At 64.4% G+C, this 26,746-nt stretch carries 27 protein-coding genes; 18 read left to right on the top strand and 9 right to left on the bottom strand.

The window, feature by feature from the left end; genetic code table 11:
* The first annotated feature begins 116 nt into the window (after positions 1–116).
* The 8 genes from ftsZ to ABIR17_RS06565 all read left to right on the top strand — a co-directional run bounded on the left by ftsZ (position 117) and on the right by ABIR17_RS06565 (position 9,889).
* Complete coding sequence (gene ftsZ, locus ABIR17_RS06600; RefSeq protein ID WP_348003584.1) at positions 117–1,259, top strand: cell division protein FtsZ; 1,143 nt, start codon at positions 117–119, stop codon at positions 1,257–1,259.
* 19 nt (positions 1,260–1,278) lie between these two features.
* Positions 1,279–1,944: a YggS family pyridoxal phosphate-dependent enzyme gene (locus tag ABIR17_RS06595; RefSeq protein WP_348003583.1), complete on the top strand. Its 666-nt coding sequence runs from the start codon at positions 1,279–1,281 to the stop codon at positions 1,942–1,944.
* Positions 1,945–1,994: 50 nt separating this feature from the next.
* Entirely contained in the window at positions 1,995–2,450 is a 456-nt protein-coding gene (gene sepF, locus ABIR17_RS06590; protein ID WP_348003582.1) for a cell division protein SepF, read from the top strand.
* Between the two features lie 216 nt (positions 2,451–2,666).
* Entirely contained in the window at positions 2,667–3,404 is a 738-nt protein-coding gene (locus ABIR17_RS06585) for a DivIVA domain-containing protein (RefSeq protein WP_348003581.1), read from the top strand.
* Between the two features lie 37 nt (positions 3,405–3,441).
* The gene (lspA, locus tag ABIR17_RS06580; protein ID WP_348003580.1) at positions 3,442–4,008 is read left to right on the top strand and encodes a signal peptidase II; all 567 of its coding nucleotides are present in this window, start codon (positions 3,442–3,444) and stop codon (positions 4,006–4,008) included.
* Positions 4,008–4,931 (top strand): RluA family pseudouridine synthase, encoded by a 924-nt coding sequence (locus ABIR17_RS06575; RefSeq protein WP_348003579.1) that lies wholly within the window; start codon positions 4,008–4,010, stop codon positions 4,929–4,931. Before lspA ends, ABIR17_RS06575 begins: the two co-directional genes overlap by 1 nt.
* Positions 4,932–4,977: 46 nt before the next feature.
* Positions 4,978–8,502 carry a DNA polymerase III subunit alpha gene (gene dnaE, locus ABIR17_RS06570; RefSeq protein ID WP_348003578.1) on the top strand — a complete coding sequence of 1,175 codons (3,525 nt, stop codon included), beginning with the start codon at positions 4,978–4,980 and terminating at the stop codon, positions 8,500–8,502.
* Between the two features lie 40 nt (positions 8,503–8,542).
* On the top strand, positions 8,543–9,889 hold the full coding sequence (locus ABIR17_RS06565; RefSeq protein ID WP_348003577.1) for an FAD-binding oxidoreductase: 1,347 nt from the start codon (positions 8,543–8,545) through the stop codon (positions 9,887–9,889).
* A 2-nt stretch (positions 9,890–9,891) separates the two neighbouring features.
* On the opposite strand, the gene ABIR17_RS06560 is transcribed toward ABIR17_RS06565, so the two are convergent.
* Positions 9,892–10,395 (bottom strand): flavin reductase family protein, encoded by a 504-nt coding sequence (locus ABIR17_RS06560; protein ID WP_348003576.1) that lies wholly within the window; start codon positions 10,393–10,395, stop codon positions 9,892–9,894.
* Between the two features lie 66 nt (positions 10,396–10,461).
* Between ABIR17_RS06560 and hisD the strand changes: the two genes are divergently transcribed.
* The 3 genes from hisD to ABIR17_RS06545 are packed head-to-tail and all read left to right on the top strand — an operon-like array spanning position 10,462 to position 13,336.
* Positions 10,462–11,772 carry a histidinol dehydrogenase gene (gene hisD, locus ABIR17_RS06555; protein ID WP_348003575.1) on the top strand — a complete coding sequence of 437 codons (1,311 nt, stop codon included), beginning with the start codon at positions 10,462–10,464 and terminating at the stop codon, positions 11,770–11,772.
* A gap of 47 nt (positions 11,773–11,819) precedes the next feature.
* Positions 11,820–12,302: a transcriptional regulator NrdR gene (nrdR, locus tag ABIR17_RS06550; RefSeq protein WP_348003574.1), complete on the top strand. Its 483-nt coding sequence runs from the start codon at positions 11,820–11,822 to the stop codon at positions 12,300–12,302.
* 26 nt (positions 12,303–12,328) lie between these two features.
* Positions 12,329–13,336, top strand: coding sequence for a quinone-dependent dihydroorotate dehydrogenase (locus ABIR17_RS06545; protein ID WP_348003573.1), 1,008 nt, complete (start codon positions 12,329–12,331; stop codon positions 13,334–13,336).
* 18 nt (positions 13,337–13,354) lie between these two features.
* Here the strand turns inward: ABIR17_RS06545 and ABIR17_RS06540 are convergent, their stop codons facing one another.
* On the bottom strand, positions 13,355–13,918 hold the full coding sequence (locus tag ABIR17_RS06540) for a DUF3043 domain-containing protein (RefSeq protein WP_348003572.1): 564 nt from the start codon (positions 13,916–13,918) through the stop codon (positions 13,355–13,357).
* 17 nt (positions 13,919–13,935) lie between these two features.
* On the opposite strand from ABIR17_RS06540, the gene ABIR17_RS06535 reads away from it, so the two are divergent.
* The 6 genes from ABIR17_RS06535 to ABIR17_RS06510 all read left to right on the top strand — a co-directional run bounded on the left by ABIR17_RS06535 (position 13,936) and on the right by ABIR17_RS06510 (position 19,428).
* Positions 13,936–15,336, top strand: a complete 1,401-nt coding sequence (locus tag ABIR17_RS06535; RefSeq protein WP_348003571.1) for a dipeptidase — start codon at positions 13,936–13,938, stop codon at positions 15,334–15,336.
* 83 nt (positions 15,337–15,419) lie between these two features.
* Positions 15,420–15,785 (top strand): iron-sulfur cluster insertion protein ErpA, encoded by a 366-nt coding sequence (erpA, locus tag ABIR17_RS06530; RefSeq protein WP_348003570.1) that lies wholly within the window; start codon positions 15,420–15,422, stop codon positions 15,783–15,785.
* 116 nt (positions 15,786–15,901) lie between these two features.
* A complete protein-coding gene (coxB, locus tag ABIR17_RS06525) occupies positions 15,902–16,786 on the top strand; it encodes a cytochrome c oxidase subunit II (RefSeq protein WP_348003569.1) in 885 nt (294 codons plus the stop codon).
* A complete protein-coding gene (gene ctaD, locus ABIR17_RS06520) occupies positions 16,783–18,501 on the top strand; it encodes a cytochrome c oxidase subunit I (protein WP_348003568.1) in 1,719 nt (572 codons plus the stop codon). The genes coxB and ctaD overlap by 4 nt, the downstream gene beginning before the upstream one ends.
* Position 18,502: 1 nt before the next feature.
* The gene (locus ABIR17_RS06515) at positions 18,503–18,955 is read left to right on the top strand and encodes a cytochrome c oxidase subunit 4 (protein ID WP_348003567.1); all 453 of its coding nucleotides are present in this window, start codon (positions 18,503–18,505) and stop codon (positions 18,953–18,955) included.
* 11 nt (positions 18,956–18,966) lie between these two features.
* The gene (locus tag ABIR17_RS06510; RefSeq protein ID WP_348003566.1) at positions 18,967–19,428 is read left to right on the top strand and encodes a GNAT family N-acetyltransferase; all 462 of its coding nucleotides are present in this window, start codon (positions 18,967–18,969) and stop codon (positions 19,426–19,428) included.
* Between the two features lie 54 nt (positions 19,429–19,482).
* Here ABIR17_RS06510 and ABIR17_RS06505 read toward each other — a convergent pair whose 3' ends face one another.
* The 4 genes from ABIR17_RS06505 to ABIR17_RS06490 are packed head-to-tail and all read right to left on the bottom strand — an operon-like array spanning position 19,483 to position 23,681.
* Positions 19,483–21,048, bottom strand: coding sequence for a ubiquinol-cytochrome c reductase cytochrome b subunit (locus ABIR17_RS06505; RefSeq protein ID WP_348003668.1), 1,566 nt, complete (start codon positions 21,046–21,048; stop codon positions 19,483–19,485).
* 59 nt (positions 21,049–21,107) lie between these two features.
* Positions 21,108–22,208, bottom strand: coding sequence for a Rieske 2Fe-2S domain-containing protein (locus ABIR17_RS06500; RefSeq protein WP_348003565.1), 1,101 nt, complete (start codon positions 22,206–22,208; stop codon positions 21,108–21,110).
* A gap of 50 nt (positions 22,209–22,258) precedes the next feature.
* Entirely contained in the window at positions 22,259–23,059 is an 801-nt protein-coding gene (locus ABIR17_RS06495) for a c-type cytochrome (protein ID WP_348003564.1), read from the bottom strand.
* A gap of 4 nt (positions 23,060–23,063) precedes the next feature.
* The gene (locus ABIR17_RS06490; RefSeq protein WP_348003667.1) at positions 23,064–23,681 is read right to left on the bottom strand and encodes a heme-copper oxidase subunit III; all 618 of its coding nucleotides are present in this window, start codon (positions 23,679–23,681) and stop codon (positions 23,064–23,066) included.
* Between the two features lie 88 nt (positions 23,682–23,769).
* Here ABIR17_RS06490 and trpD point away from each other — a divergent pair, with 88 nt between their 5' ends.
* Complete coding sequence (trpD, locus tag ABIR17_RS06485) at positions 23,770–24,822, top strand: anthranilate phosphoribosyltransferase (RefSeq protein ID WP_348003563.1); 1,053 nt, start codon at positions 23,770–23,772, stop codon at positions 24,820–24,822.
* A gap of 15 nt (positions 24,823–24,837) precedes the next feature.
* Here trpD and ABIR17_RS06480 read toward each other — a convergent pair whose 3' ends face one another.
* From ABIR17_RS06480 to ABIR17_RS06470, 3 genes are all read right to left on the bottom strand, one after another.
* Positions 24,838–25,680, bottom strand: a complete 843-nt coding sequence (locus ABIR17_RS06480; RefSeq protein WP_348003562.1) for a hypothetical protein — start codon at positions 25,678–25,680, stop codon at positions 24,838–24,840.
* Positions 25,681–25,725: 45 nt separating this feature from the next.
* The gene (locus tag ABIR17_RS06475) at positions 25,726–26,169 is read right to left on the bottom strand and encodes a hypothetical protein (RefSeq protein WP_348003561.1); all 444 of its coding nucleotides are present in this window, start codon (positions 26,167–26,169) and stop codon (positions 25,726–25,728) included.
* A gap of 52 nt (positions 26,170–26,221) precedes the next feature.
* The coding region (locus ABIR17_RS06470) for an SDR family oxidoreductase (RefSeq protein WP_348003560.1) at positions 26,222–26,746 on the bottom strand (525 nt) is incomplete at its 5' end.

Raw genomic sequence — 26,746 nt, 5'->3', positions numbered from 1 at the left:
CCGGGGCGTTGCCAGCTCTCGCGCTTACCGTAAGGGCGAATCATCGTACTGAGAGAGATTCTCAACTTCAAGCTGAAGTTGAAACTTCTCGGTACCGCTCCCGGAGGCTTGAAAACGTGACGTCGAACCAAAACTACCTCGCGGTGATCAAGGTCGTCGGAATCGGCGGCGGCGGGGTCAACGCGGTCAACCGCATGATCGAGCTCGGCCTGCGGGGCGTGGAGTTCATCGCGATCAACACCGACGCCCAGGCCCTGCTCATGAGCGACGCCGACGTCAAGCTCGACGTCGGCCGCGAGCTGACGCGCGGCCTGGGGGCCGGCGCCGATCCTGAGGTCGGCCGTCGCGCGGCCGAAGATCATGCCGAAGAGATCGAAGAGGCACTAGCCGGAGCCGACATGGTCTTCGTGACTGCAGGTGAGGGTGGCGGAACAGGCACGGGCGGCGCACCCGTCGTTGCCCGCATCGCGAAGTCGATCGGTGCCCTCACGATCGGCGTCGTCACCAAACCGTTCGCGTTCGAAGGCAAACGTCGCTCAGCGCAAGCCGACACCGGGGTCGCGCAGTTGAAGAACGAGGTCGACACCCTCATCGTCGTGCCGAACGATCGGCTGCTCGAAATCAGCGACCGTGGGATCTCGATGCTTGAGGCGTTCGCAACGGCTGACCAGGTGCTGCTGGCCGGCGTTCAGGGCATCACCGACCTGATCACGACTCCAGGCCTCATCAATCTTGACTTCGCCGACGTGAAGAGCGTCATGTCCGGCGCTGGCTCCGCACTGATGGGCATCGGCGCGAGCCGCGGTGCCGACCGGGCGATCAAGGCGGCAGAACTGGCCGTTGCGAGCCCACTCCTTGAGGCCTCGATCGACGGTGCGCACGGAGTGTTGCTCTCGATTCAGGGCGGGTCGAACCTCGGCATCTTCGAGATCAACGACGCCGCTCGCCTCGTGCAAGAGGCCGTGCACCCCGAAGCGAACATCATCTTCGGCGCCGTGATTGACGACACTCTGGGTGACGAGGTGCGGGTCACGGTCATTGCGGCCGGCTTCGACGGCGGCGAGCCGACCTACCGGCGCGGCACAGAACGACGCGAGTCCTATGTGGCAGCTGAAGTTCCGGTCGCCGACACGTCAGGTAAGCCCTCTGCCGGCGACACGGGAGGGTGGGCCGCCGAGCCGGACGCGCCCCTGGGCGTGCCGTTGGATCGCGACTTCGATGACGAGGGTGACCTCGACATCCCCGAGTTCTTGAAATAGCAGAGCCTGACGTAAGGCCGTGACGCTCGCCGACCGTCTTGCCGCGGTCGATACCGAGATTGCGGATGCCGTCCGCGCAGCCGGATCGCGACCTCCGACGCGGATCGTCGTGACGAAGTTCCATCCGGCATCGCTGGTGCGCGAACTCGCAGACCTCGGCGTGCGCGACGTTGGTGAGAACCGACACCAGGAGGCGGCAGCGAAGGCCGCGGAGGTCGACGACTCCCGACTCGCCTGGCACTTCGTCGGACAGCTGCAGAGCAACAAGGCAAAAGCGGTCCGGCGTTACGCGCGCACCGTGCACTCCGTCGACCGCATCTCCCTGGTCGACGCGTTAGCTGCCGACGACGGCACCGACCTCGGCGTCTTCCTGGAGATCGCGTTGAGTGACGAGATCGGTCGCGGGGGCGTCTCGGCGACAGAGGCCGAAGCGCTAGCCGAACGGGTGCTGGCAGCGTCCGGCTTGACGCTGCTCGGTGTCATGGGCGTCGCACCGCTTGGGGAAGAACCGCGTGCCGCGTTCGCCCGCCTCCGCGCGGTCTCGGAGCGCATCCAGACCCTCTCGCCTCTAGCGTCCGCCATCTCAGCGGGGATGTCGGGGGACTTCCGCGAAGCAATTGCCGAGGGCGCGACACACCTACGCATCGGTACCGCAATCACCGGAAAACGTTCAACCGCAGGTTAACGTCTACTCGATTGCTGTGACTGTGACCACGGCTCATTTTGGAGGACGACATGGCTAACCCACTGCGCAAGACGATGGTGTACCTCGGCCTGGCCGATGAGGAGTACGACGACCACATGCCGTCAGCTCCGGTCGCTCCGGTGGCCCAGTCGAGCGGTCGCGGTGCCCCGGTAACTCCGCTGCGTCGTCCGGTTGCGCCGAGCAAGCACCAGCCTGCTCCCGGAATGAACGAGATCCTGACGGTCAACCCGCGTCAGTACAAAGACGTGCAGGGTATTGCCGAAGCCTTCCGTGAGGGCGTCCCGGTGATCATGAATCTGTCGCAGATGCCCGAGGGCGACGCCCGCCGACTCATCGACTTTGCCAGCGGTCTCGCCTCGGGCCTCTACGGAAAAATCGAGCGCGTGACCAACAAGGTGTTCCTCCTCTCGCCCGAGCATGTCGCCGTGAGCGGCGAGCAGTCGGAAGCTGAGATGGACGTCGACGCGGGGTTCTTCGGGCAGTAGAGCCGGGGCAGAACCGTTTACGTCCCTGAGAGGTGACCGGGGACTTTCAGCAGTTTCTCGGTTAGCAGGGCTTCTGGACCTTTCGGACGATGGCCTGTGCCGTTGTACAGTGAGAGTCTCATCCTCAGGACGAAGGATGAATATGATCACAACCGCGATGCACCGCTGCCGCTCGACGGCCGGGGCGCTAGCGAGAGATTCGATGAGGTGATGGTGATGGCGCTGACTCCGGAAGACGTAGTCAACAAGCGGTTCAACCCGACGAAGTTCCGTGAGGGCTACGACCAGGATGAAGTGGATGACTTCCTCGACGAGGTCGTCGTCGAGCTTCGACGCCTCAACCAGGAGAACGACGAGTTGCGTCAGCGCATCGTCGCCGGTGAGTCGCGCGTCGCCGAGATGGCTCGTGCCGCCCAGAGCGCTCCGCAAGCGATCGCTCCTCAGACACCCGTGGCCGCTCCGGTCCCCGAGCAGGCGACTTTTGCCCCCGGCGGGTTCGACCCGAACGCGATGGACCTGGGCAGCACCAACAATCTGCTCCAGTCCGCGCGACGCCTCCACGAGGAGCACGTTCGTGAGGGTATGGAGAAGCGCGATGCTCTGATCTCCGAGGGCCATGCGGCCGCCGCCCGAGTCGTTTCCGACGCCGAGCAGGGGGCACGGTCCCAGGTGGAATCGCTCCAGCGAGAGAAGCAGGAACTCGAGCGCAAGCTTGACGAGCTTCGCACCTTCGAGCGCGAGTACCGCACCAAGCTGAAGGGCTACATCGAGGGCCAGCTCCGCGAGCTCGAGACCTCGAACGCAATCGGGGCAGGACCGGCGGCGGTTACGGGCGGCCAGTATGCGCAAGCGGTCGCGGCTCCGGTAGCTCCGGCGAGCTACGCGCCGCCGCAGCCCGACTATGCCGCGTACCCCCAGCCGACCGACTACCCGCCTTTTGGCTCGGGCAACTGACGCTTCTGCGCCGGATTCAGCCACACCGAAGGGTCGGGTGAGTCCGCGCGCGCTCGTGCTGCTCGCTGGCGTCGCCGTCGTCGCGTTTGGTCTCGACCAACTTTCGAAGTACCTGGTCACGACCCATATCGGGCTCAACGAATCGGTGCCTGTGCTGGGTGAGTTTTTGCAACTCCACTACGTGACCAACTCAGGTGCCGCGTTCTCTCTGGGCACAGGGTTTACCTGGGTCTACTCGATTGTCGCCGCGCTGGTGATCGTATTTATCGTCTGGTTCTCTCGACGCATCCGCTCGCTTGGGTGGGCAACGATGTTTGGCCTAGTTCTTGGCGGCGCAGTGGGCAATGTCACGGACCGGCTGACGCGTCCGCCCGGGTTCGGTGTCGGTCACGTCGTCGACTTCATCCAGGTTTACGCGTTCCCGGCAATCTTTAACGTTGCCGACATTGCGGTCAGCTCTGCGATGGGGCTCTTCCTGCTGCTGACCCTGCGGAACATCCGGCTCGACGGCACCCGCGACAAGTCGAGCGCGTATGCGACGAAGTTGCCGGCCGGCGAGAAAAGTTCGGCGGCCCCGTTGCACGACCACCCGGCCGGCGATTGATGGAAACGCGCAGCCTGCCGGTCCCCGAGGGGCTCGCGGGGGAGCGCGCGGATGCCGGGATCGCCAAGCTTCTCGGATTTTCGCGCAGTTTTGCGGTCGAGGTTCTGGAGGCGGGCGGAGTCCGGCTGGATGGCATCCTGCTCGGAAAGTCAGATCGGCTTCGTGTCGATAGCTGGCTTGAGGTGGAGTGGGCGCCCAAGGAGGCGCCGCGCATCATTCCGCAACTCGTCCCGGGCTTTCGGATCGTGTACGACGACGACGACTTCGTCGTGATCGACAAGCCGGTGGGCATCGTCGCCCATCCGGCGCCGGGATGGAGCGGCCCCACAGTACTGGGCGCCCTCGCCGCCGCCGGTTTTCGCATCTCGACGTCGGGCGCCGCCGAGCGTGCTGGCATCGTGCACCGCCTCGACGTCGGCACCAGCGGCCTGATGGTCGTCGCGAAGTCGGAACACGCCTACACCGAACTCAAGCGTCAGTTTCACGACCGAGAGGTCGAGAAGATCTACCACGCCGTCGTGCAAGGTCATCCGGATCCGTTGGCTGGGACGATCGATGCGCCGATCGGGCGCCATCCCAGCAACGACTGGAAGTTCGCGATTCGCGCCGAAGGTAAAAACGCCGTGACTCACTACGAAACGATCGAGGCGATGCGGGCCGCCAGCTTGCTCGTTATTCATCTCGAAACCGGGCGCACCCATCAGATTCGTGTGCACATGGCAGCCCAGCGGCATCCCTGTGTTGGCGACACCCTGTACGGCGCTGACAAGGCTCTGACCGAACGGCTGGGGCTTACCCGGCAGTGGCTGCACGCACACAAGTTGGGATTCACCCACCCCACGACGGGTGAACACGTCGAGTTCGAGTCACCGTACGCCAAGGATCTCGAGCGAGCGCTCGACATCCTGCGAGCCGACCAGTGAGTCAGGCCGGGGCGGCCTATTCTGAAGACTCGACCCCGGAGAGCAAGTGACCGACTCTTTCGTGCATCTGCACGTCCACACCGAATACTCGATGCTGGACGGCGCGGCGCGCGTCGGGGAACTGATGGCAGCCGTCGCCGAGCAGCAGATGCCGGCTATCGCGATCACCGACCACGGCAACAACTTCGGTGCCTACGACTTCTGGAAGCAGGCGAAAGCGGTCGGGGTGAAGCCGATTATCGGCACCGAGGCCTACCTCACTCCCAACACCCACCGCACCGACAAGACGCGCGTCAAGTGGGGCGACGGCGGGCAAGACGACGTGTCGGGATCGGGCTCATACACGCACATCACGATGTGGGCTTCAAGCACCGAAGGGATGCACAACCTCTTCAGGATGTCGTCGCTGGCGTCGATCGAGGGCTACTACTTTCAGCCGCGCATGGACCGGGAGCTGCTGAACACATACTCAAAAGGTCTCATCGCGTCGACCGGCTGCCCGAGCGGCGAAGTGCAGACCCGACTTCGGCTGGGTCAGTGGGACGAAGCCGTCGCAGCTGCGGCAGAGTTTCGGGACATCTTCGGCAAAGACAACTACTTCGTCGAGATCATGGATCACGGCCTCCAGATCGAACGCCGTACTCAGAGCGACCTGATCCGGCTGGCGAAGGAACTGAGCCTTCCGCTCGTCGCGACCAATGACCTGCACTACACGCACGCCGCGGATGCTCACGCGCAAGAGATTCTGCTCTGCATCCAGTCCGGCTCGACGATGGACGACCCGAATCGCTTCAAGTTCGACGGGCAGGACTACTACCTCAAGTCAGCGGCCGAGATGCGGCAGCTGTTTCGCGATCATCCCGAGGCGTGCGATAACACCCTGCTGATCGCTGAGCGGTCTGAAGTCGACTTCACCAAGCGCGACCTGATGCCGAGGTTCCCGGTACCCGACTCCGAATCTGAAGCGTCATGGTTTGAGAAGGAGGTCGAACGCGGACTTCTCGTTCGCTTCCCGGGTGGCGTGAGCGACGAGCAACGCAGGCAGGCGGACTACGAGGTCGGCGTTATCAAGCAGATGGGCTTCCCCGGATACTTCCTGGTGGTCGCCGACTTCATCACCTGGGCGAAGGCGCACGGCATCCGCGTGGGTCCCGGGCGTGGCTCGGCCGCGGGGTCCCTGGTCTCCTACGCGATGGGGATCACCGAACTCGACCCCCAGCGCTACGGGCTCATCTTCGAGCGGTTCCTCAACCCGGAGCGCGTGTCGATGCCTGACGTCGACGTCGATTTCGACGACCGGGGCCGCGACAAGGTGATCCGCTACGTCACCGACAAGTACGGCGACGACCGGGTGGCTCAGATCATCACCTACGGCACGATCAAGGCCAAGCAGGCGATGAAAGACTCCGCACGCGTTCTCGGGATGCCGTTCTCGGTCGGCGAGAAGCTCACGAAGGCCTTCCCGCCGCCGGTGCTCGGCAAGGACATGTCGCTCAGCGACGCTGTCACCCCCGGTTCTGACCGCTACAAGGAGGCGGGCGACCTGCGCGCCATCCTCGACACCGATGCCGATGCGGCGAAGGTCTTCGAAACTGCCCGCGGCATTGAGAATCTCAAGCGGCAGTGGGGCGTGCACGCGGCCGGGGTGATCATGTCGGCCGAACCGTTGATCGACATCGTTCCCCTGATGAAGCGACAGGATGACGGCGCGATCATCACGCAGTTCGACCAGCCGCCGCTCGAAGATCTCGGCCTACTGAAGATGGACTTCCTCGGGCTACGCAACCTCACCGTCATCCAAGACGCTCTCGACGCGATCAAACGCAACACCGGCACAGCGCTCGAGATCGAGAATCTCGACCTCGACGCCGACGCCGAGACCTATGACCTGTTGTCGCGCGGCGACACGCTCGGGGTCTTTCAACTCGATGGTGCGCCGATGCGCGCGTTGCTCAAGCAGCTAAAACCCACGAACTTCGAAGACATCTCGGCGGTGATTGCGCTCTACCGGCCCGGCCCGATGGGCATGAATTCGCACACCAACTACGCGCTGCGCAAGAACGGCCTGCAGAAGGCCGAGCCGATCCACCCCGAACTTGCTGACTCGCTGCGCGAGATTCTCGACACCACATTCGGGCTCATCGTCTACCAGGAACAGGTCATGGCGGTCGCTCAGAAGGTCGCCGGGTTCTCGCTCGGACAGGCCGACGTTCTGCGTCGCGCGATGGGCAAGAAAAAGAAGTCCGAGCTCGATAAGCAGTTCGAAGACTTCCAGTCGGGAATGATCGGCAACGGATACTCCCCACAGGCTGTCGAGGTGCTGTGGGACACGCTGATGCCGTTCGCCGACTACGCGTTCAACAAGGCTCACAGCGCCGGATACGGAATTCTGGCCTACTGGACGGCCTACCTGAAGGCGCATCATCCCGCTGAATACATGGCGGCACTGCTGACCAGTGTCGGCGACGCCAAGGACAAGCTCGGGATGTACCTCAACGAGTGTCGCCGGATGGGCATCCACGTGCTGCCACCTGACGTCAACGAGTCGGCGGGCGACTTCACCGCCGTTCCCTCGGAGACCGGAATCGGCGACATCCGGTTTGGTCTGGGTGCGGTGCGCAACGTCGGCTACGGGGTCGTTGAGCACATCCGCGTTGCGCGCGAGACGCACGGACGGTTCGTCGCGTTCCACGACTTCCTTCGCAAGGTGCCGATTCCGGTCGCGAACAAGCGCACTGTCGAGTCGCTCGTCAAGGCGGGTGCCTTCGACTCGCTCGGGTCGACCCGGCGTTCTCTCATCGAGATCCATGAGGGCGCCGTCGAACGCGCGGTGGCTGACAAGCGCAACGAGGCCAACGGGCAGGTCGGGTTCGACTTCGACTCGCTCTGGGATGAGCCTGAACAGGCAGCCGATTCGGTGCCCGTTCGGCCCGAGTGGAGCAAGCGCGACAAGCTGGCGTTCGAGCGCGAGATGCTCGGCCTCTACGTGAGCGATCACCCGCTCGCTGGGCTCGAGTCAACTCTCGCCAAACATGCAACCGTCTCAATCGGCGACCTGATCGGCGGGGAGGCCGCCGGTGACGGCGAGACGGTGACGGTCGCCGGCCTGCTGACCAGCGTTCAGCACCGCACGGCACGGCAGTCAGGCAACCAGTACGGCATGGTGACGGTCGAAGACTTCGGGGGAGAAGTCACCGTCCTGTTCCTCGGCAAGACCTACCAGGAGTTCGCACCCGCCTTGCACAACGACGCCATCGTCGTCATCAAGGGTCGCGTCGCCACGCGCGACGACGGGCTCAACCTGCATGCGGTGAGTCTCGTGGTGCCCGATACCGGCTCATCGCTGGGCTCGGGGCCGCTCGTGATCTCGGTTCCCGAGCATCGCGCGACCACCGAGATCGTCTCAAAACTCAACGACGTGTTGATCCGGCACCGGGGTGATAACGAGGTGCGACTGCGGCTCGTGCGCGGCGATAGTGCGCGCATGTTCGAGATCCCGTTCCCGGTGACCGTGACGGCCGACCTTTACGGCGAACTCAAGTCGCTGCTCGGGCCCAACTGCCTGGTCTGAGCGCTGTAGCGACGTTGGTGGCCCTGGGTAGCATCGAAGGATGCACGAGCTCAGCGGGTCCCTTGACGGCGCGGTTTTCGAACCGGGGGAGGCGGGGTTCACCGAAGAACTGGCCGGCTTCAACCTCGCCGTGAGCCACAGCCCGGACCTCGTGGTCGCCGTGGCATCGACGGCGGATGTCGTCGCTGCCGTGTTGTACGCCGCACGGCACGGCATGGCGGTGCGGGTGCAGGCCACCGGGCACGGCTCGGAGGAGCCGATCACCGATGGCCTGGTGATATCAACGAAACGTCTCAACGGGGTGACCGTCGACGCCAATGCCGGTGTCGCGACGATCGGTGCTGGTGCGCGCTGGGGGGCGGTGGTGGCCGCGGCCGCGCCGTTCGGTCTCGCGCCGATCACCGGATCGTCGCCGGACGTCGGCGTTGTCGGCTACCTGATGGGCGGCGGTCTCGGACCTCTCGCTCGCAGCCACGGTTTTTCGTCGGACTACCTGCTCGGAGCGACCGTGGTGACGGCCGCTGGCGACGTCGTCGAGGCGACCCCGGACTCCGAGCCGGAGCTGTTCTGGGCGCTGCGCGGGGGGAAGGGTGGACTCGGCGTCGTTGTCGGGGTGCGGGTGCGGCTCGTGGCGATCCCGGAGTTGTACGCGGGATCGCTCACCTTCGCCGCCGCCAACGTCGAGGCGGTGCTGCGCGGCTGGATCGACTGGACAGCTGCAGCTCCGGATGATGTCACCACCTCGGTTCTGGTCGCGAAGTTCCCCGATCTTCCGTTCTTGCCACCGCATCTTCGGGGACGCTTCCTGCTGACCCTCCGCTTCGCGTACGCCGGGAGCGCGCGAGAGGGTGAGCGACTCGCGGCTCCGCTGCGTGCTCTCGCCCCGGTTGAAACGGATGCGCTCGGCACGATGGCGCTGACCGACGTGGCGCAGATTCACGCCGACCCGACGGATCCCGCTCCGGGATGGGGGTGGGGTGCGCTTCTCACGCCGATCGATCAGGACTTCGCGACCGTGTTCGGTGACCTCTTCAACCCCACGGCCAGCATCCCGTTTCTGGCGATTGAGATTCGACATCTCGGGGGTCGAACGAAGGTCGATGTCGACGGCGGTTCTGCGGTGGGCGGTCGGGATGCGGCCTTCGCCATTCACGTCATCGGAGCGCCCGACCCGACCCTGTTCGCCGAGGTCCTGCCTCGTGCCGCGGCTGGGTTTGCCGACGCAATTGGTGCGTGGATCGCCCCCAAAACGACCATCAACTACGCGCACCATTTCGAGACACGGGACGACTTTGCGAGAGCGTGGCCCGATGCGACCTTCGCTCGGCTCGAGAAGGTACGACAGACCGTCGACCCGCACGGCGTCATCGCCTACGGCGCCGGCTGAGTTCAGTCGAGAATGACGTCGCCCGGACTCATATAGGCGCGCTCGTGGTACAGGAGCGCTTCGTCGTCGTCCCCAAGTCCGCCGTCTTCGATCTGCACGACGACCACGGCGGCGTCCCCGACGGGCACGCGCTCAACGATTCGACCCAGCATCCAGGCCGGCACGTCGTTCAGGAGCGGGAGGCCGAGTGGGCCAACCGCCCAGTGTTCGCCCACGAACCGTTGATCGTGCGGACCCGACATCCGATCGGCGAGGGCGCGGTTGCGCGCACCCAGCAGGTGGATGAGCACGTGCGAGGTTCCTTCGACGGCGGGCCACGCTGTCGAGATACGGGACATGTTGAAGGTCGCGAGAGGCGGCACGGCAGCCAGGGAGGCGAGCGAGGTCGCTGTGAAACCCACGGGGATGCCGGCGGGCGTGAGACCTGTCACTGCGGCGACACCGGCGGCGTGCCTGCGGAACGCGAGCTTGAACGCCGAGAGCTCATCAACGATGTGCGGTTCCACGTGCACAGTCAACCGCGGCGGCGTCGGACGTATTCCGGCCGGAGGCACCCGTAGCATGGTCGAGCCATGATCCAGACCCTCGATCTCCGCGGTCAACGTCCTTCTCGTCGGGACCTCGAGGCCCTCGTGCATCGTGCCGAGATCGACGTATCTGCGGCGATGCCCGTTGCCGCCGAGTTGATAGCCGACGTGCGTGCTCGGGGCATTGATGCTCTCGCCGAACAGGCCGAGCGATTCGACGGGGGTCGTCCCGCCGCCCTACGGGTCGATCCCGCGCTGATCACAGCTGCCGTGCTGAAACTGCCTCAGAAGATTCGCGCCGCCCTCGACGAGGTCATCGGTCGCGAGCGCACGGCAAGTGACGCGCAAGTGCCGCCGCCCGCCGTGAGTCGGGTCGCCACCGGTGCCGAGATCACGCAGCGCTGGCAACCTGTCGATCGCGTGGGGCTCTACATCCCGGGCGGCAAGGCGGTCTACCCATCCAGCGTCGTGATGAACGTCGTGCCCGCTCAGGTTGCGGGGGTCGGATCGATCGCGCTTGCGTCGCCGCCACAGGCGGACTTCGACCACGGCATCCACCCGCTCATCCTCGGGGCGGCCGGTGTTCTGGGTGTCGAAGAGATTTACGCAATGGGCGGAGCGGGAGCGATCGGGGCGATGACCTATGGCATCCCGTCGGTGGGTCTCGACCGCGTTGACGTCGTCGCCGGCCCGGGGAATGTTTACGTTGCTGCGGCGAAACGCGTCGTGCAGGGGGATGTCGGCATCGATGCCGAAGCTGGGCCGTCCGAGGTGCTGGTAATTGCCGACGCCACGGCGAACCCGGTTCTCATCGCGGCCGATCTGATTAGCCAGGCCGAGCACGACGAGTCGGCGGCTGCCGTTTTGGTCACCGATTCGGCAGCACTCGCGGATGCCGTGCGGGCCGAGTTGGAACGTCAAGTCGCGCACGCATCGGCACGCGACCGCGTCACCATCGCCCTCGGCGGACCGCAGTCGGCGATCGTGCTCGTCGACGATCTCGAGACCGCGGCCCGCGTCAGCGACGCCTACGCGCCTGAACACTTGGAGATCCAGACCGCCGACCCGGGTGCGGTGCTCGACCGTGTCTCGCACGCGGGCGCGATCTTCCTCGGCGCGTACTCCCCGGTCAGCCTCGGTGACTACCTCGCCGGGTCTAATCACATCCTGCCGACCGGAGGCTCCGCTCGGTTCACATCGGGCATTACGGCGACGACGTTCCTGCGTCCGCAACAGATCATTCAGTACGACCGGGATGCCCTGCGCGCCGTTGCACCCCACATCCGGGCGATGAGTGACGCCGAACATCTGCCTGCCCACGGCGACGCCGTCGACGCCAGATTCCTTACTCCGTAAGGCTGAACCAGCCGTCCGCGCCACCGCCCGGGTATCCTGGTCGCACCATGTTCTGCCCGTTCTGCCGGTATCCAGACAGTCGCGTCGTCGACTCCCGTACGAGTGACGACGGACTCGCCATTCGCCGACGCCGCCAGTGCCCGGAATGTGGACGTCGATTCTCGACGACCGAAACGGCAAGCCTCACGGTCATCAAGCGGTCCGGCATCGTCGAGTCATTCAGCCGGGAGAAGATCGTGTCGGGCGTGCGTAAGGCCTGCCAGGGGCGCCCGGTGAGTGATGCTGACCTCGCGTTGCTCGCTCAGCGCGTCGAGGAGTCCATTCGCGCGACGGGTGTCTCGCAGATCGACGCGAACGACATCGGGCTCTCCATCCTGCCGCCGCTGCGCGAACTCGACGAGGTCGCCTACCTGCGGTTTGCCAGCGTGTACCAGGGCTTCGACTCTCTCGACGACTTCGAGTCGGCGATCGCGCTGCTCCGGGTCGAAAATGCTACCGGGTCGATTCCGATCGTCCGCGACACCCCGTAGCCGCGGCACCCCGTAATCTGATCGGGATGTACGCCCTCCTGTTCCGACTCGTGCTCAGTCGGATGGACCCCGAGCGTGCCCACCATTTCGCGTTCCGTGTCATCCGCCTCCTGCCCGGATTTCTGCGCGGCCTGAGCCGTCCGCATCCATCTCTCGCGGTTGAGGCGCTTGGCCTTCGTTTTGCCTCCCCGTTCGGAGTCGCGGCCGGGTTCGATAAGGATGCGTCCGGCATCCGCGGTCTCGGAGTTCTGGGTTTCGGGCATGTTGAGGTGGGCACGATCACGGCAGTCCCGCAGCCGGGCAACCCGAAACCGCGGCTGTTCCGGCTCGTTCCGGACCGCGCCGTGATCAACCGGATGGGCTTCAACAACGCAGGCGCGGATGCTGCTGCTCGCCATCTCGAACGCGAACGCCGTCGCCGCAGCCGCCCGATCATCGGCGTCAACATCGGCAAGTCGCGCGTCGTTGCGGTCGACGATGCCATCGACGACTACCTGATCTCGACCCGAGCTCTGGCACCGCACGCCGACTACCTCGTCGTCAATGTCAGTTCCCCGAACACGCCCGGCTTGCGCGGCCTGCAGGAACTCGACCGCCTCGCTCCACTCATCGAGGCAGTCCGGGATGCTGCCGGGGGAGTGCCGGTGCTGGTCAAGATCGCGCCTGATCTCACCGACGAGCAGGCGTTGAAGATCGCCGAGTTGTCGGTGCGCCTCGGCCTCCCGGGGCTGGTAGCAACGAACACCACGCTGTCGCGCGAGGGGCTGCTCACCGATGCCAGGACCGTAGCGGACGCGGGGGAGGGCGGCCTCTCAGGTGCGCCCCTCGCGGAACGCTCACTCGGGATGCTGCGCCTACTGCGCGCCGCGGTTCCCGCCGAGTTCGTGCTGATTTCGGTCGGAGGTGTCGACACCGCGGCCGATGTCGCCGAGCGGCTTGCTGCGGGCGCGACCCTGGTGCAGGGCTACACGGCGTTCCTCTACCGAGGCCCGTTCTGGGCCCGGTCGATCAACCGAGGACTCAGGCGGTTCTGAGCTCAGGGGGGCCTGATCTCAGGAGGGGAAGGCGCCGCGCTTGACCTGCGGCTTCGGCAGACGCAGGAACCGCATCTGGATGGCGCGCGAGATGGCGTACCAGCGCACCCCGCGCTCGACCTTGGCCTTGCCGAATTTCGCGGCGAGACGTTTGTTGACCTGAACGATCAGGTAGATGGTGTCTGCCGCAATGAAGATGAAGAACGCGTAGAAGGCGAAGAATGCGTACTCGCCGACCACGGGCACGAACGATCCGATCAGCACGACTACGAGGAGCGGCATCATCAGCTCGCCGGCGCTGAATCGAGCGTCAACGTAATCGCGGATGTAGCGCTTCTGGGGACCCTTGTCGCGCAACGGAAGGTATTTGTCGTCGCCCGCGGCCATCCCGACCCGGGCGCGGTCACGCTCCGTTGCGGCGGTGGCTCGGTTCTGGCGGGCAGCAAGGCGGCGGTCGCTGGGGACGAGCGGACGTCGGCGAGCGGCTTCCTGCTCTTTGCGGCTCGGAGTCGCGTGGCCCTTGCCTGATGCGCTGTCCGGCTCGACTTCGGGGGTCGGCTCGCTCTTTGAGATTCTGGCCACCTCTTAAGATTAGTGGCATGCCCAAGAAGCACTCTTCGACCCCGAACGCCGCGCAGCTCACTGAGGCCGTCGCGGCCGGGTTTCCGGTAGCCGTCGCCGACCTTTCGCGCCTGGTTCGCATCCCGTCGGTATCGTGGGATGGCTTCGACGCCGCGCACGTCGAAGCTAGTGCGGCCGAGGTAAAGCGGCTCGCCGAGGCGACCGGTGTTTTCGACGACATCGACATCGTGCAGGTTCCGATCCACGACGGCGCGAACCTCGGGCTGCCCGCCGTGATCGCCACCCGGAAGGCTCGCAACGGCCGGCCGACGATCCTGCTCTATGCGCACCATGACGTGCAGCCGGAAGGCGACGAGGAGGCCTGGGACTCCAAGCCGTTCGAGCCCACCCTTCGCGGTGACCGCTTGTATGGACGCGGCGCTGCTGACGACAAGGCCGGTGTGATGACCCATTTCGGCGCGATTCGTGCCCTCACCTCCGTTGTCGGCGATGACCTGGATGTCGGCCTCGTGCTGTTCGTCGAAGGGGAGGAAGAGTTCGGCTCTCGCGCACTTCCCGAGATTCTGCGCCGCTACCGGGACCGACTCGCGGCCGACGTCATCGTTGTCGCCGACTCGGGCAACTGGGACCTCACCACCCCCGCCCTCACGATTGCGCTGCGCGGCGCGGTCGCCTTCAATCTGCGCATCACGACACTCGACCACGCCTCGCACTCCGGGATGTTCGGTGGAGCAGTCCCTGATGCGCCGCTCGTTGCGATCGAATTGCTCGCGACCCTCTGGAAGAAGGATGGCAGCGTCGCCGTCGAAGGCCTCACGAGTCACGATGAAGAGACTCCCGAGTACGACGAAGCGAAATTGCGCGAAGAAACCGGCCTGCTCCACGGCGTCTCGCCGATCGGCAAAGGGGAGATCCTCTCCCGCCTCTGGTACCGACCGTCGATCACCGTCACCGGCATGGACATCCCGAACATCCGCAACGCGTCGAACACTCTCGTGCCCAGCGTTCGGGTGCGCATTTCGGCTCGGGTCGCTCCCGGTCAGACCGCGAAAGAAGCTTTCGCTGCGATCGAGGCTCACATTCTCGACCACGTGCCACACGGCGCCCACGTGAGTATCGAAGATCTCGACCTCGGCAATCCCTTCCTGGTGGATGCCAGTGGCTGGGCTGCCGAAGACGCCCTCGAGACGATGGGGGAGGCCTACGGTGTCGACGCCGTCGAGATCGGAGCCGGCGGGTCGATTCCGTTCATTTCGGATCTGGTCGAGATGTTCCCGAAGGCGCAGATTTTGATCACGGGCGTGGAAGACCCCGAATCGCGGGCACACAGCCCGAATGAGTCGCTCCATTTGCCGACGCTTCAGCGGGCGATCCTCGCGGAGGCATTCCTGTTGTCGCGCCTGAACGATCGCCACTGAGCTCGCGGCACTGATCTCGCGGCACTGACCTTCCGGCGCCCAGCTTCCGGCACCGAGCAGCCGTCAGGCTTACAATCGGTGACATGACCGATACCGCTCTCACGACGTCGCCCGATCTCGCCACTCACGGTGTGAACCTGACCGACGTCGCGGCGACGAAGGTCAGGACCCTGCTCGAGCAGGAGGGTCGCGACGATCTGCGCCTGCGAGTTGCGGTGCAGCCCGGCGGATGCAGCGGCCTGATCTACCAGCTCTACTTCGACGAGCGCCTGCTCGACGGTGACGTGACGCGCGACTTCGACGGTGTCGAGGTCGTCGTCGACAAGATGAGCGTCCCGTACCTTGAGGGCGCGGCGATCGACTTCGAAGACACGATCCAGAAGCAGGGCTTCACGATCGACAACCCGAACGCCAGCGGATCGTGCGCCTGCGGGGACTCCTTCCACTAAACGGCACGAGCGTCGTCCGCAAACTGCACGCGTCCTAGCGCGGCTGCGTTCGATCCCGTCCCGCCGGTAGATAGACTGACCGGAGGAGATCATCCTTCTGTCCTGAGAGGTCTACGGTGCGCTCAACTCGCTCCCAGAAGTCGAAATTGGCGCGCTGGGCGTTGCTCCCGATCGGAGCCGTCGTCACCGTCATCCTGGGTGGTTGCACCCAGGCTCAACTGCGTGGCTACCTTCCCGCAGACTCCGAGGGGGCGACGAACCATACCGGTCCGATCACGGCTCTCTGGGTCAACTCGTGGATCGTGTTGCTTGCGGTGGGAATCGTCACCTGGGCTCTGATCATCTGGGCGGCGGTCGTTTACCGCCGACGGAAGGGTCAGACCGGCCTTCCGATTCAGCTGCGCTACAACCTTCCGATCGAGATCTTCTACACGATCGTTCCGCTCATCCTCGTGCTCGGCTTCTTCGCGTTCACGGCACGCGATCAGGCTGCTATCGAGAAGGTCGATCCCAACCCGCAAGTGAAGATCGAGGTCTTTGGCAAGCGCTGGTCATGGGACTTCAACTACGTCTCGGCCAACGTCTACTCCCCGGGCGTTCAGGCGCAAGCAGGCCCCGACGGCAAAATCGACGTCGACGCCCTGCCGGTGCTGTACCTGCCCGTCAACGCTCGGGTCCAGATCGAGATCGAGTCGCGCGACGTCGCTCACTCCTTCTGGATCGTCGACTTCTTGTACAAGAAAGACATGATCCCGGGGCGAGCCAACTACATGTACTTCATCCCTCTCAAAGAGGGCACCTACGAGGGCAAATGTGCCGAGCTCTGTGGTGAGTTCCACTCGCAGATGCTCTTCACCGTAAAGGTGGTTTCGCAGGCGGAGTACGACCACCAGATGGACCTGCTGGCGAAAAAGGGACAGACCGGCCAGCTGGATGCCACCTACAACTTGGACCAGAACCTGCCGGGAACCGGCGCACCCTCCACGGGAGAAAACAAATGAGCAGCGCGACAGCGGCATCGCAAACGGTCTATGGATCGCCGCGCGTTGAGCGCAAGGGCAACATCGTCGTCAAGTGGATCACCACGACTGACCACAAGACGATCGGCTACCTCTATCTGATCTCGTCGTTCATTTTCTTCTGCCTCGGTGGCGTGATGGCCCTGATCATCCGAACCCAGCTATTTGAGCCCGGTCTGACCATCGTGCCCACCGGTGAGCAGTACAACCAGCTCTTCACGATGCACGGCACGATCATGTTGCTGCTGTTCGCGACGCCGCTGTTCGCGGGCTTCGCCAACGTGGCGATGCCGCTTCAGATCGGTGCGCCCGACGTGGCGTTCCCCCGTCTCAACGCCTTCGCGTACTGGCTCTACCTGTTCGGCGGCCTCATTGTGATGGGCGGCTACCTCACCCCGCAGGGAGCGGCATCCTTCGGATGGACCGCGTACGCACCGCTCTCGGACACTACCTTCACGCCCGGGCTCGGCGGGAACCTGTGGGTATTCGGCCTGACTCTCGCCGGCTTCGGCACGATCCTCGGTGCGGTGAACTTCATCACAACGATCATCACGATGCGTGCGCCCGGTATGACGATGTTCCGCATGCCGATTTTCACCTGGAACATCCTGGTGACGTCGATCCTCGTGCTGCTCGCCTTCCCGGTCCTCGCTGCCGCCCTGTTCGCGCTCGGCGCCGACCGCGTGTTCGGCGCTCACCTGCTTGATCCGGCGAACGGCGGCGCCATCCTCTGGCAGCACCTGTTCTGGTTCTTCGGTCACCCCGAGGTGTACATCATTGCGCTGCCGTTCTTCGGCATCATTTCGGAGATCCTCCCGGTATTTAGCCGAAAGCCGATCTTCGGGTACAAGACTCTGATTTACGCGACCATCGCGATCGCCGCGCTGTCGGTCACTGTCTGGGCGCACCACATGTACGTCACCGGATCGGTGCTCCTGCCGTTCTTCGCGCTGTTGACCATGCTCATTGCTGTGCCGACCGGGGTGAAGATCTTCAACTGGGTCGGCACGATGTGGCGAGGCTCGGTGACGTTCGAGACGCCGATGATCTGGGCGATCGGCTTCCTCATTACGTTCACCTTCGGCGGCCTGACGGGTGTCATCCTGGCGAGCCCGCCGCTCGACTTCCACGTCTCCGACACGTATTTTGTGGTCGCGCACTTCCACTACGTGGTGTTCGGCACTGTCGTCTTCGCGATGTTCGCCGGGTTCTACTTCTGGTGGCCCAAGTGGACCGGCAAGATGCTCAACGAGACGCTCGGTAAGGTGCATTTTTGGTTGTTGTTCATCGGCTTCCACACCACCTTCCTGATCCAGCACTGGATCGGGGTCATGGGCGGCGCACGCCGGTACTGGAGCTACCTTCCCGAAGACGGCATTACCTGGATGAATCAGATTTCGACGATTGGCGCCTACATTCTGGCCATCTCGATGATCCCGTTCCTCTTCAACGTCTTCATTACGGCCCGTCGCGGCGAGAAGGTCACGGTCGATGACCCCTGGGGCAACGCGCGGTCGCTTGAGTGGGCCACCTCCTGCCCACCGCCGCGTCACAACTTCGAATCAATCCCGCGCATCCGTTCCGAGTCTCCTGCGTTTGACCTGCACCACCCTGAATTGGTGCAGGTGGGAATTGGTCCGTTGAAGGATGCCCCCGAGCGACCCGTCGTCGAACTGAGCACGGGAGAGGTGAAGTAACGTGCGCGTCAACGCGAATCTGTTCTGGATCCTCGGTGCCTTCTTTCTGATCTCGGCCGCCGGCTACACGGTGTGGTCGTTGATCGACTACGGGAACACTCCAACCGCGGTCCAGCCGATCACTCACCAGGGCGTTGAGTGGGTCGGAACTGTCGGCATCACGCTAGGCGCTGTGCTCTCGTTCTTTCTGGGCTTCTACATCACGATCACGCGGCGCGCACAGGGCGGCGACCTGCCGGAAGACAGCCTGACCGCCGCAATCGACGACGGCGACCCCGAAGTCGGGCAATTCAGCCCCTGGAGCTGGTGGCCGATGTTCTTGGCGTTTGGTCTGGCGCTGTTTTTCCTCGGCCTCGCGATCGGTACCTGGATCAGTTTCATTGGAGCGCCGCTCGCGGTGATCGCGATCATCGGGTGGCAGTACGAGTACTACCGCGGCTTCTTCGCGCGCTGAGCGCAGCATCCATGGTTGCAACGATTCGTGAGGCTCATCGCGGCGACGAGGACGCGCTGTATCGCCTTGTCCTCCAACTCGGGCACGCCCTCGCGCCGAATCGGGCGGCTTACGATGCGACGCTCGAGTCGTATTTCGCCGGGGAACATCCCAGCGTGTTTCTGCTCGTCGTCGACGACGGAACGCCGCAATTGGGCGGCTACGCGTTGACGACGATTGTGCCCCTTCTCGCGACGAACGGGCCTTCCGCACAGCTCCAGGAAATCGTCGTTGACGACGCGGCACGCGGCCTGTCGTACGGCACGTTGCTCGTTCGCGCTGTTGAAGCGGAGTGCGAACGCCGCGGTGTCACGCAGCTCACCGTTGCGAGCCGTCGTGCTGGCGGCTTCTACGACCGCCTGGGATTCCACGAAAGCGCCGAATACATGAGGCGCTTCTTCACGCCTACGCCTTCGGCAACGCCCTCACAATAACAACGCCGCAAGTAACAACGCGGCAAGTAACAAGCGTGAGGCAGCGACCGTCGTTTAGTGGTGGGACTGCTGCTCGAGCTCGGCCTTGGTCACCGGCACGATGCGGTCTTCGAAGAACGCGTTGGACACAACAGCCCGGATGCGCTGGATCACCGAAATGCGGCCGTGCTTGTCGGGACGAACCATCAGCGGCTTGTAGTCGTTGTACGACACCAGGCGCCAGCGTTCGTAGTCGCTGAGCGGCTGGTGGACCTCGACGTACTCACCGCCGGGAAGGCGCACGATGCGACCCGACTCGTAGCCGTGCAGCGCGATCTCGTGGTCCTTCTTCTGGAGCGCGAAGCAGACCCGCCGCGTGATCACGAAGGCGATGATCGGGCCGAAGATCAGCAGGATCTGGAGCACCAGAATGACGCCCTCAACGGTCAGCTTGAAATGCGTCGCCATGAGGTCAGACGATGCGGCGGCCCACATGACCGCGTAGAAGGTGACGCCGGCAGCGCCGATCGCGGTGCGGGTCGGGGCGTTGCGCGGCCGATCGGCGATGTTGTGATGACGCTTGTCTCCCGTAACCCACGCTTCGAAGAACGGGTACAGCGCGACGATCACCAGGAACAGGCCCAGCACGACCACGGGCACGATGATGTTCCACGAGAACGTGAAGCCAAAGATCACGGACTCCCACCCAGATGGAATGAGTCTGAGCATGCCGTCGGCGAAGCCGATGTACCAGTCCGGTTGAGTCCCTGCCGAAACAGGGGAGGGGTCGTAGGGCCCGTACGTCCAAATCGGGTTGATCGTGACGTTCGCGGCGATCAGCACGACGATGCCGAAGACGATGAAGAAGAATCCACCGGCTTTGGCAGCGAACACCGGCATCACGGGTACGCCGACGACGTTGTCGTTGGTTCGACCCGGCCCCGCGTACTGGGTGTGCTTGTTCACGAACACCATCAGCACGTGCACACCGGCGATCGCGACCAGGATCGCCGGAAGCAACAGGATGTGCAGGCTGTAGAACATTCCGATCACGCTGGTGCCCGGGAACTCCCCGCCGAATAGCAGGTATGAGATCCAGGTTCCGACGATCGGGAGGCCCTTGACCAAGCCATCAATGATGCGCAGGCCGTTGCCCGACAGCAGGTCGTCAGGGAGCGAGTAGCCGGTGAAACCCTCACCCATAGCGAGCACGAAGAGGGTGAAGCCGAGCAGCCAGTTCAACTCACGCGGCTTGCGGAATGCACCGGTGAAGAAGATGCGCAGCATGTGCAGGCCAATCGAGGCCACGAACAGCAGCGCCGCCCAGTGGTGGATCTGCCGCACCAGAAGCCCACCGCGCACGTCGAACGAGATGTCGAGCACCGACGACATCGCCGCGGACATGTGGATGTCCTTGAGCGGCACGTAGGAGCCGTCGTAGACAACCTCCGCCATCGACGCCTGGAAGAAGAAGGTCAGGAAAGTTCCTGACAGCAGCACGATGATCAGGGAGTAGAGGGCGACCTCACCGAGCATGAACGACCAGTGGTCGGGGAAGATCTTGCGACCGTAGTCGCGCACCCAGCCGGAGAGTTTGAACCGCTCATCGACGTAGCCGGCTGCCCAGTTGGTCAGGCGCATGCCGGGGCTCGTCTCCGGCTTTTCGGGTTCATTGCCGGGGAGCGCGGCATTTTCTACAGTCACAGCGAACGCTCCCAGAAGCTCGGGCCGACAGGCTCGGTGAAGTCGCTGCGCGCGATCAAGTAACCCTCGGCATCCACGGTGATGGGCAATTGCGGCAGCGGGCGCTTCGCAGGTCCGAAGATGACTTTCGCCTCATGCGTGATGTCGAACTGCGAGGAGTGGCACGGGCACAGGAGGTGATGGGTCTGCTGCTCGTACAGCGCCACGGGGCAGCCAACGTGGGTGCAGATCTTGGAGTAGGCAACGATGCCCTGGTAGTTCCAGTCTTTGCGCTCCGGCGAAACGTGCAGGTCTTCAGGCTTCAAGCGCATCAGCAGAACAGCGGCTTTGGCCTTTTCTTCGAGGCGGTCTTCGCGATCGTTGAGACCGGCGGGGATGACGTGGAACACCGAGCCGAGCGTGACCGAGGATGCCAGGATCGGGGCGCCGTCGGGGTCACGGGTCAGTCGGACGTTTTTGTCCCACATCGTGTGCTTGAGCAAACCCACCGGGTCGGCGGCTGGGGCCAGGTCGCGGAACAGCACAATCGCGGGCAGCGGCGACACAACGAGGGCGCCGATCAGCGAGTTACGAATGAGCTTGCGACGCGTGAAGCCCGACTCCTGGTTGCCGGCGGTGAAGACAGCGGCAGCGCCGGCACGCTTCTCGTACTTCTCTTCGGGCGGGTGACCGGCATTGCGGTCTTCGACCAGGTCGTGGCCCTCCATGATCGACCGAGACCAGTGGACGGCACCAAAGCCAATACCGAGCAGAGCGAGCGCGATACCAATCCCCAGCATCGCGTTGTTGGTGCGAATCGAGCCAAAGTCGTTCGGATCGATCGGAAAGACGAAGTACGCAACAATCGCGAAAACGCTGCCAACGATCGAAGCCCAGAAGTACCAAGCGACGCGACGCTCGTTCTGCCGTTCCTTCTTGGGATCGAGGTCACCAACGCGAGGACGGTACGGCTCGAAGCCGGGGTTCTGGATGCCGTCCGAGGTGACGACGGCCGTTCCAGGGGCATCCACGGGCACATCGAGACGCTCGAGCGCGGTGCCGTGAGTGACGCTGCCGTGAGTGGCGCTGCCGTGGTCGACGCTGCCGTGGTCAGCCATTTCGATGCTCTCTTGTCTGCTTGTCGAAGTTCAGTCGGCGGGTTCGAAACTCAGTTGGACTTCGAGGTGAGCCAGACGGTCACCGCAACGACCGCTCCGAGCGCGAAGATCCAGACGAAAAGTCCCTCCGACACGGGTCCCAATCCTCCAAGGTCGAGGCCGCCAGGAGAGGGGTTGTCGTCGAGGTACTGAAGGTAGGCGATGACGTTCGCCTTGTCCTTGGGTGTGATGTTCAGGTCGTTGAAGACCGGCATGTTCTGCGGGCCGGTGACCATCGCCTCGTAGACGTGGGCCGGGTCAACGTTCTGAAGGGCCGGCGCGAACTTGCCCTGAGTGAGTGCACCACCGGCACCCGCGACGTTGTGGCACATTGCGCAGTTGACGCGGAACACTTCTGCGCCGGCGGATACGTTGCTCGAACTCGTGAGTACAGAGGAGGAAGGGATGCCAGGGCCGATTCCGAGAGTCGCGACGTAGGCCGCAAGCGCCTTGACCTGCTCGTCGGTGAACTGCGATGGCTTCTCTTCGATCTGCGGACCGGACGCGGCGGCCGGCATCCGACCGGTTCCGACCTGGAAATCCGTTGCAGCCGCGCCGACGCCGATCAGGCTGGGGGCAACCGCGCTGCCGATTGCTCCAATGCCGTGGCACGAAGCGCAGTTCGCGAGGAACAACTTCTCGCCTTCGGATGCTGCAGCGACGGCTGCGGAGTTCGTGTTCGCCGTAGCGCTCGAGGTGACCAGCGCGTACGCGCCACCGGTTGCAAGAAGGCCGATCAGAAGCAACGAAACAGACGCCAGCGGCGAGCGTCGGCCGGTGCGACGGGTACGGGTCACGGTGCGTTGAGTCACGATCTCAACCTCCGATGTGGGGAAGGATGTAGATGATCAGGAACAGACCGATCCACACCACGTCGACGAAGTGCCAGTAGTACGAGAGCACGATCGCGGTGGTCGCCTCTTTGTGGGTGAAGGTCTTCACGGCGAAGAAGCGTCCGATCACGATCAGGAAGCCGAACAGGCCGCCCGTCACGTGGAGCCCGTGGAATCCGGTCGCGAGGAAGAATGACGACCCGAAAGAGTCGGAGGTAATTCCGACGTGTTCTTGGACGAGTAACGCGTACTCGTAGGACTGGCCGATGATGAACAGCGCGCCGAGAAGGAAGGTCAGGAAGAACCACTCGACAACGCCCCATTTGGCGAGGTTGAAGACTGAGCCCGTGCGCCACTTCTGCAGCCGCTCAGCCGCGAACACGCCGAACTGGGCCGTGAACGAGGACGAAACCAGGATGATCGTGATCGTCGCGGACAGCGCGACGTTGAGCTTTCCGGATTGGACCGCGAACAACTCCGGCGAGGTCGAGCGCAGCGTGAAGTAGACCGCAAAGAGGCCAGCGAAAAACATGACCTCGCTGCCCAGCCAGACGATGGTTCCTACCTGGACGACGTTCGGGCGATTGATGCCCCCGGCCATCGGATGCGCCCCAGCGGAGCTATGGGTGAGCGGTGCGGAAGTCACTCTCTCATTATGGCCGATATCCGAGGTCGCTACGATCGACGCCATGCCGACGGAATTGACCTGGCCCGCGCTGCTGACGCAATTGTTGGCTGGGGCGGATCTGAAGATCGCCGAAGCCTCCTGGGCGATGGAGGAGGTGATGGCCGGTCGCGCCACACCTGCGCAACTGGCCGGCTTCCTGGTCGCCTTACGCGGTAAGGGGGAAACTGTCGACGAGATCGTCGGTTTCCGGGATGCCGTACTCGCGCACGCCCTCCCGTTGCCGGTCGATCCGATGGCCGTCGACCTTGCCGGAACGGGCGGCGATCGGATGGGAACGGTCAACGTGTCGACGATGGCATCGATCGTGGCGGCGGCGGCAGGCGCACGTGTGATCAAGCACGGAAACCGTGCCGCGTCCTCCGCATCCGGGTCGTCGGACGTGCTTGCGGCGCTCGGTCTTGACCTCACGATCAGCCCCGAACGCGTCGCCGAAGTTCTCGACGAGGTGGGGATCACCTTCGTCTACGCGACGCTCTTTCACCCCGGGTTCAAGCACGCTGGCGCGGTGCGCGGTGAGCTCGGCATCCCGACCGTCTTCAACTTTCTCGGCCCGCTCTGCAACCCGGCGCGTCCCGAGGCGTCGAGTGTCGGGGTTGCTGCGCTCGACAAAGTGCCGCTGATCGTCGGGGTGTTTCGTACGCGTGGTGCGGCGGCGCTGGTGTTCCGTGGCGACGACGGGCTCGACGAACTCAGCACGACGGGCCATAGCCACCTCTGGGAGGTCTCTCGGGGGGAGGTGCGCGAGCACGACATCGACCCGGGTGACTTCGGTCTTCGCCGCGCAACGATTGAGGAGCTGCGGGGTGGGGATGCCGAACGAAACGCGGCAATCGCACGCGCGACGTTCGCGGGCGAGTCGGGACCGGTGCGCGACATCGTGCTGCTGAACAGCGCCGCCGCGCTGGTCGCGTGGGAACTCGCGCGCGACCCCGGTGAGCAGGAGCGCGACATTCGGGAGCGGTTCACCGAGAAGATCGCGCTGGCCTCTGAGGCGATTGACTCGGGCGCCGCCACCGCGAAACTCGACGCCCTGGTCGCGGCCACGCGAAAGTAGGGACGCCCCGAGCGGTCAGCCGCCGCATCCGGGTTGGGACGGATCGAACTGGCAGTCTGTTCCACCGCCCCCCGGAGCGGTTGGCGGGGTGAGGTCTTGGTCGAACCACCGTCCGGTGGGGACAGAAAAGGTCAGAGCCGTGAGCAGTGCAACGGCAACGAAGGCGACTCCCCACCCACCAAGTGCCAACGACCGTCGGGCGAAGCCGATCCCGGTCGCCGCGAGGGTGAATGTCAACGCAGCTCCTGCGGTCACCAGGTATCTCACACCGTCCGCGTCGGTCGGGGCGGGAGGCGACCCGAAGAGGGTGAACGACGTTTGGACCCACTGACCGAACACAGCCACGACAAGGGCGCCGCCGATCACCAAGAGGGCCGTGCCGATTGCGCTGACGACGGCTCCGGGTCGCAGCCTCAAGCGGCCGCGGGTAAGCCTCTCGGCACCGATCGACCCGACAGCGACACAGGTTGCGAAGGAGGCGATTGAGATGAGGCCCGGAAGCCCGAGGAGGAGCAGGATGCTCGGGCCGTTGTAGACGATGTTTGGCGCCACGTTGATCCCCGCGCTGATGACGGCGACCGCGACGCCGGCACCGATGTACCAGCGCGCTCGACCGCGAGAATCCCGACGGCGAGCCAGAACGGTGATCAGGGCGACGGCGAGGATCCAGATGCCGAGAATGGGGTTGACTACCGCGGCGAGAAGCGCGAGTGAAAGCGTCGCGGCCGACGTTGCCAGGCTGAAGGTCGCGACTCCGGCCACGAGCGTCACGGTGCTGATCGCGACGGTGAGTGCCGCTTGCGCGATTGGACGCCCGGTGTCGAGACCCGATCGATCACTTTCTGACGACGACGTCATGCCACCAAGACAAGCACGGAAGTGGACGTGACGGCGAGTTGGGGTTCAGCCGACGGCTTTCTTCACGAGGGCGGTGATCGCCTTCTCGTGTGCCGGAGTCAGCTCGAGAATCGCAAACGCGGTCGGCCACATGGTGCCGTCATCGAGCTTCGACACCGTCTCGAAGCCGAGGGTTCCATAGCGCACCTTGAACTTCGATGCGGGCTGGAAGAAGCAAACAATCTTGCTGTCCGCGTTGGCCCAGCCCGGCATCCCGTAATAAGTCTTCGGAACCAGCTGCGGTGCCGCAGCCGTCACGATCTCGTGCAGACGGGCGGCGATCTTCTTGTCGGTGCCGTCGAGCTTGGCGATCGCGTCGAGAACGTCTTTCGTGCCCGACACGCGGAGGTCGGTGGCTTTCGCCTGCGCCTTGAGTTCGGCCGCACGCTGCTTCATCGCGTCGCGTTCGTCGGCCGTGAATCCGGACTTGGTGCTCTTCGTCTCTGCCATAGACCCATGTTAGGAAGGCCTCCGGGCGGATGCTTCTCCGAAGCTGCTCGACTTACCAAGCGGCTGGGGCGTAGTCCTTCAAGAAGACGCCGAACAGGTCATCTCCTGCTTCGCCGCGCACGATCGGGTCGTAGACCCGGGCCGCGCCGTCGACGAGATCGAGGGGAGCGTGAAATCCTTCCTCAGCGAGCCGAACCTTCGTGGGGTGCGGGCGCTCGTCGGTGATCCAGCCGGTGTCGACCGAGGTCATCAGGATGCCGTCGGTCAGCATCTCGGTGGCGCTGGTCCGGGTCAGCATGTTCAGCGCGGCCTTGGCCATGTTGGTGTGCGGGTGACCGGGGCCCTTGTAGCCACGGCCGAACACACCCTCCATCGCGCTGACGTTCACGATGTACTTCCGCCGTGCCGGACTTGCCGCCATCGACGGGCGCAGCCGCGAGACGAGCAGGAACGGCGCTGTCGTGTTCGCGAGCTGCACCTCGAGCATCTCGAGCGGATCGACTTCCTGCACGTGCTGCGTCCACGAGTTCGAGTCGTGCAGGTCGGGGAGGAGCCCTCCGGCATCGATCGCGGTGCC

It is taken from the genome of Pseudolysinimonas sp. (assembly GCF_039912695.1).
Classification (GTDB): domain Bacteria; phylum Actinomycetota; class Actinomycetes; order Actinomycetales; family Microbacteriaceae; genus Pseudolysinimonas_A.
This window is presented reverse-complemented; position numbering and strand designations above follow the sequence as displayed.

Coding starts and splice junctions, on each gene's coding strand:
- sepF (WP_348003582.1), top strand. CDS start 1,995: ATGGCTAACCCACTGCGCAAGACGATGGTGTACCTCGGCCTGGCCGAT.
- ABIR17_RS06535 (WP_348003571.1), top strand. CDS start 13,936: ATGCCCAAGAAGCACTCTTCGACCCCGAACGCCGCGCAGCTCACTGAG.
- ctaD (WP_348003568.1), top strand. CDS start 16,783: ATGAGCAGCGCGACAGCGGCATCGCAAACGGTCTATGGATCGCCGCGC.
- ABIR17_RS06565 (WP_348003577.1), top strand. CDS start 8,543: ATGCACGAGCTCAGCGGGTCCCTTGACGGCGCGGTTTTCGAACCGGGG.
- ABIR17_RS06585 (WP_348003581.1), top strand. CDS start 2,667: ATGGCGCTGACTCCGGAAGACGTAGTCAACAAGCGGTTCAACCCGACG.
- ABIR17_RS06575 (WP_348003579.1), top strand. CDS start 4,008: ATGGAAACGCGCAGCCTGCCGGTCCCCGAGGGGCTCGCGGGGGAGCGC.
- ABIR17_RS06505 (WP_348003668.1), bottom strand. CDS start 21,048: ATGCGCCTGACCAACTGGGCAGCCGGCTACGTCGATGAGCGGTTCAAA.
- ABIR17_RS06480 (WP_348003562.1), bottom strand. CDS start 25,680: ATGACGTCGTCGTCAGAAAGTGATCGATCGGGTCTCGACACCGGGCGT.
- ABIR17_RS06490 (WP_348003667.1), bottom strand. CDS start 23,681: ATGGCCGGGGGCATCAATCGCCCGAACGTCGTCCAGGTAGGAACCATC.
- ABIR17_RS06475 (WP_348003561.1), bottom strand. CDS start 26,169: ATGGCAGAGACGAAGAGCACCAAGTCCGGATTCACGGCCGACGAACGC.
- ABIR17_RS06500 (WP_348003565.1), bottom strand. CDS start 22,208: ATGGCTGACCACGGCAGCGTCGACCACGGCAGCGCCACTCACGGCAGC.
- hisD (WP_348003575.1), top strand. CDS start 10,462: ATGATCCAGACCCTCGATCTCCGCGGTCAACGTCCTTCTCGTCGGGAC.
- ABIR17_RS06510 (WP_348003566.1), top strand. CDS start 18,967: ATGGTTGCAACGATTCGTGAGGCTCATCGCGGCGACGAGGACGCGCTG.
- erpA (WP_348003570.1), top strand. CDS start 15,420: ATGACCGATACCGCTCTCACGACGTCGCCCGATCTCGCCACTCACGGT.
- ABIR17_RS06545 (WP_348003573.1), top strand. CDS start 12,329: ATGTACGCCCTCCTGTTCCGACTCGTGCTCAGTCGGATGGACCCCGAG.
- nrdR (WP_348003574.1), top strand. CDS start 11,820: ATGTTCTGCCCGTTCTGCCGGTATCCAGACAGTCGCGTCGTCGACTCC.
- trpD (WP_348003563.1), top strand. CDS start 23,770: ATGCCGACGGAATTGACCTGGCCCGCGCTGCTGACGCAATTGTTGGCT.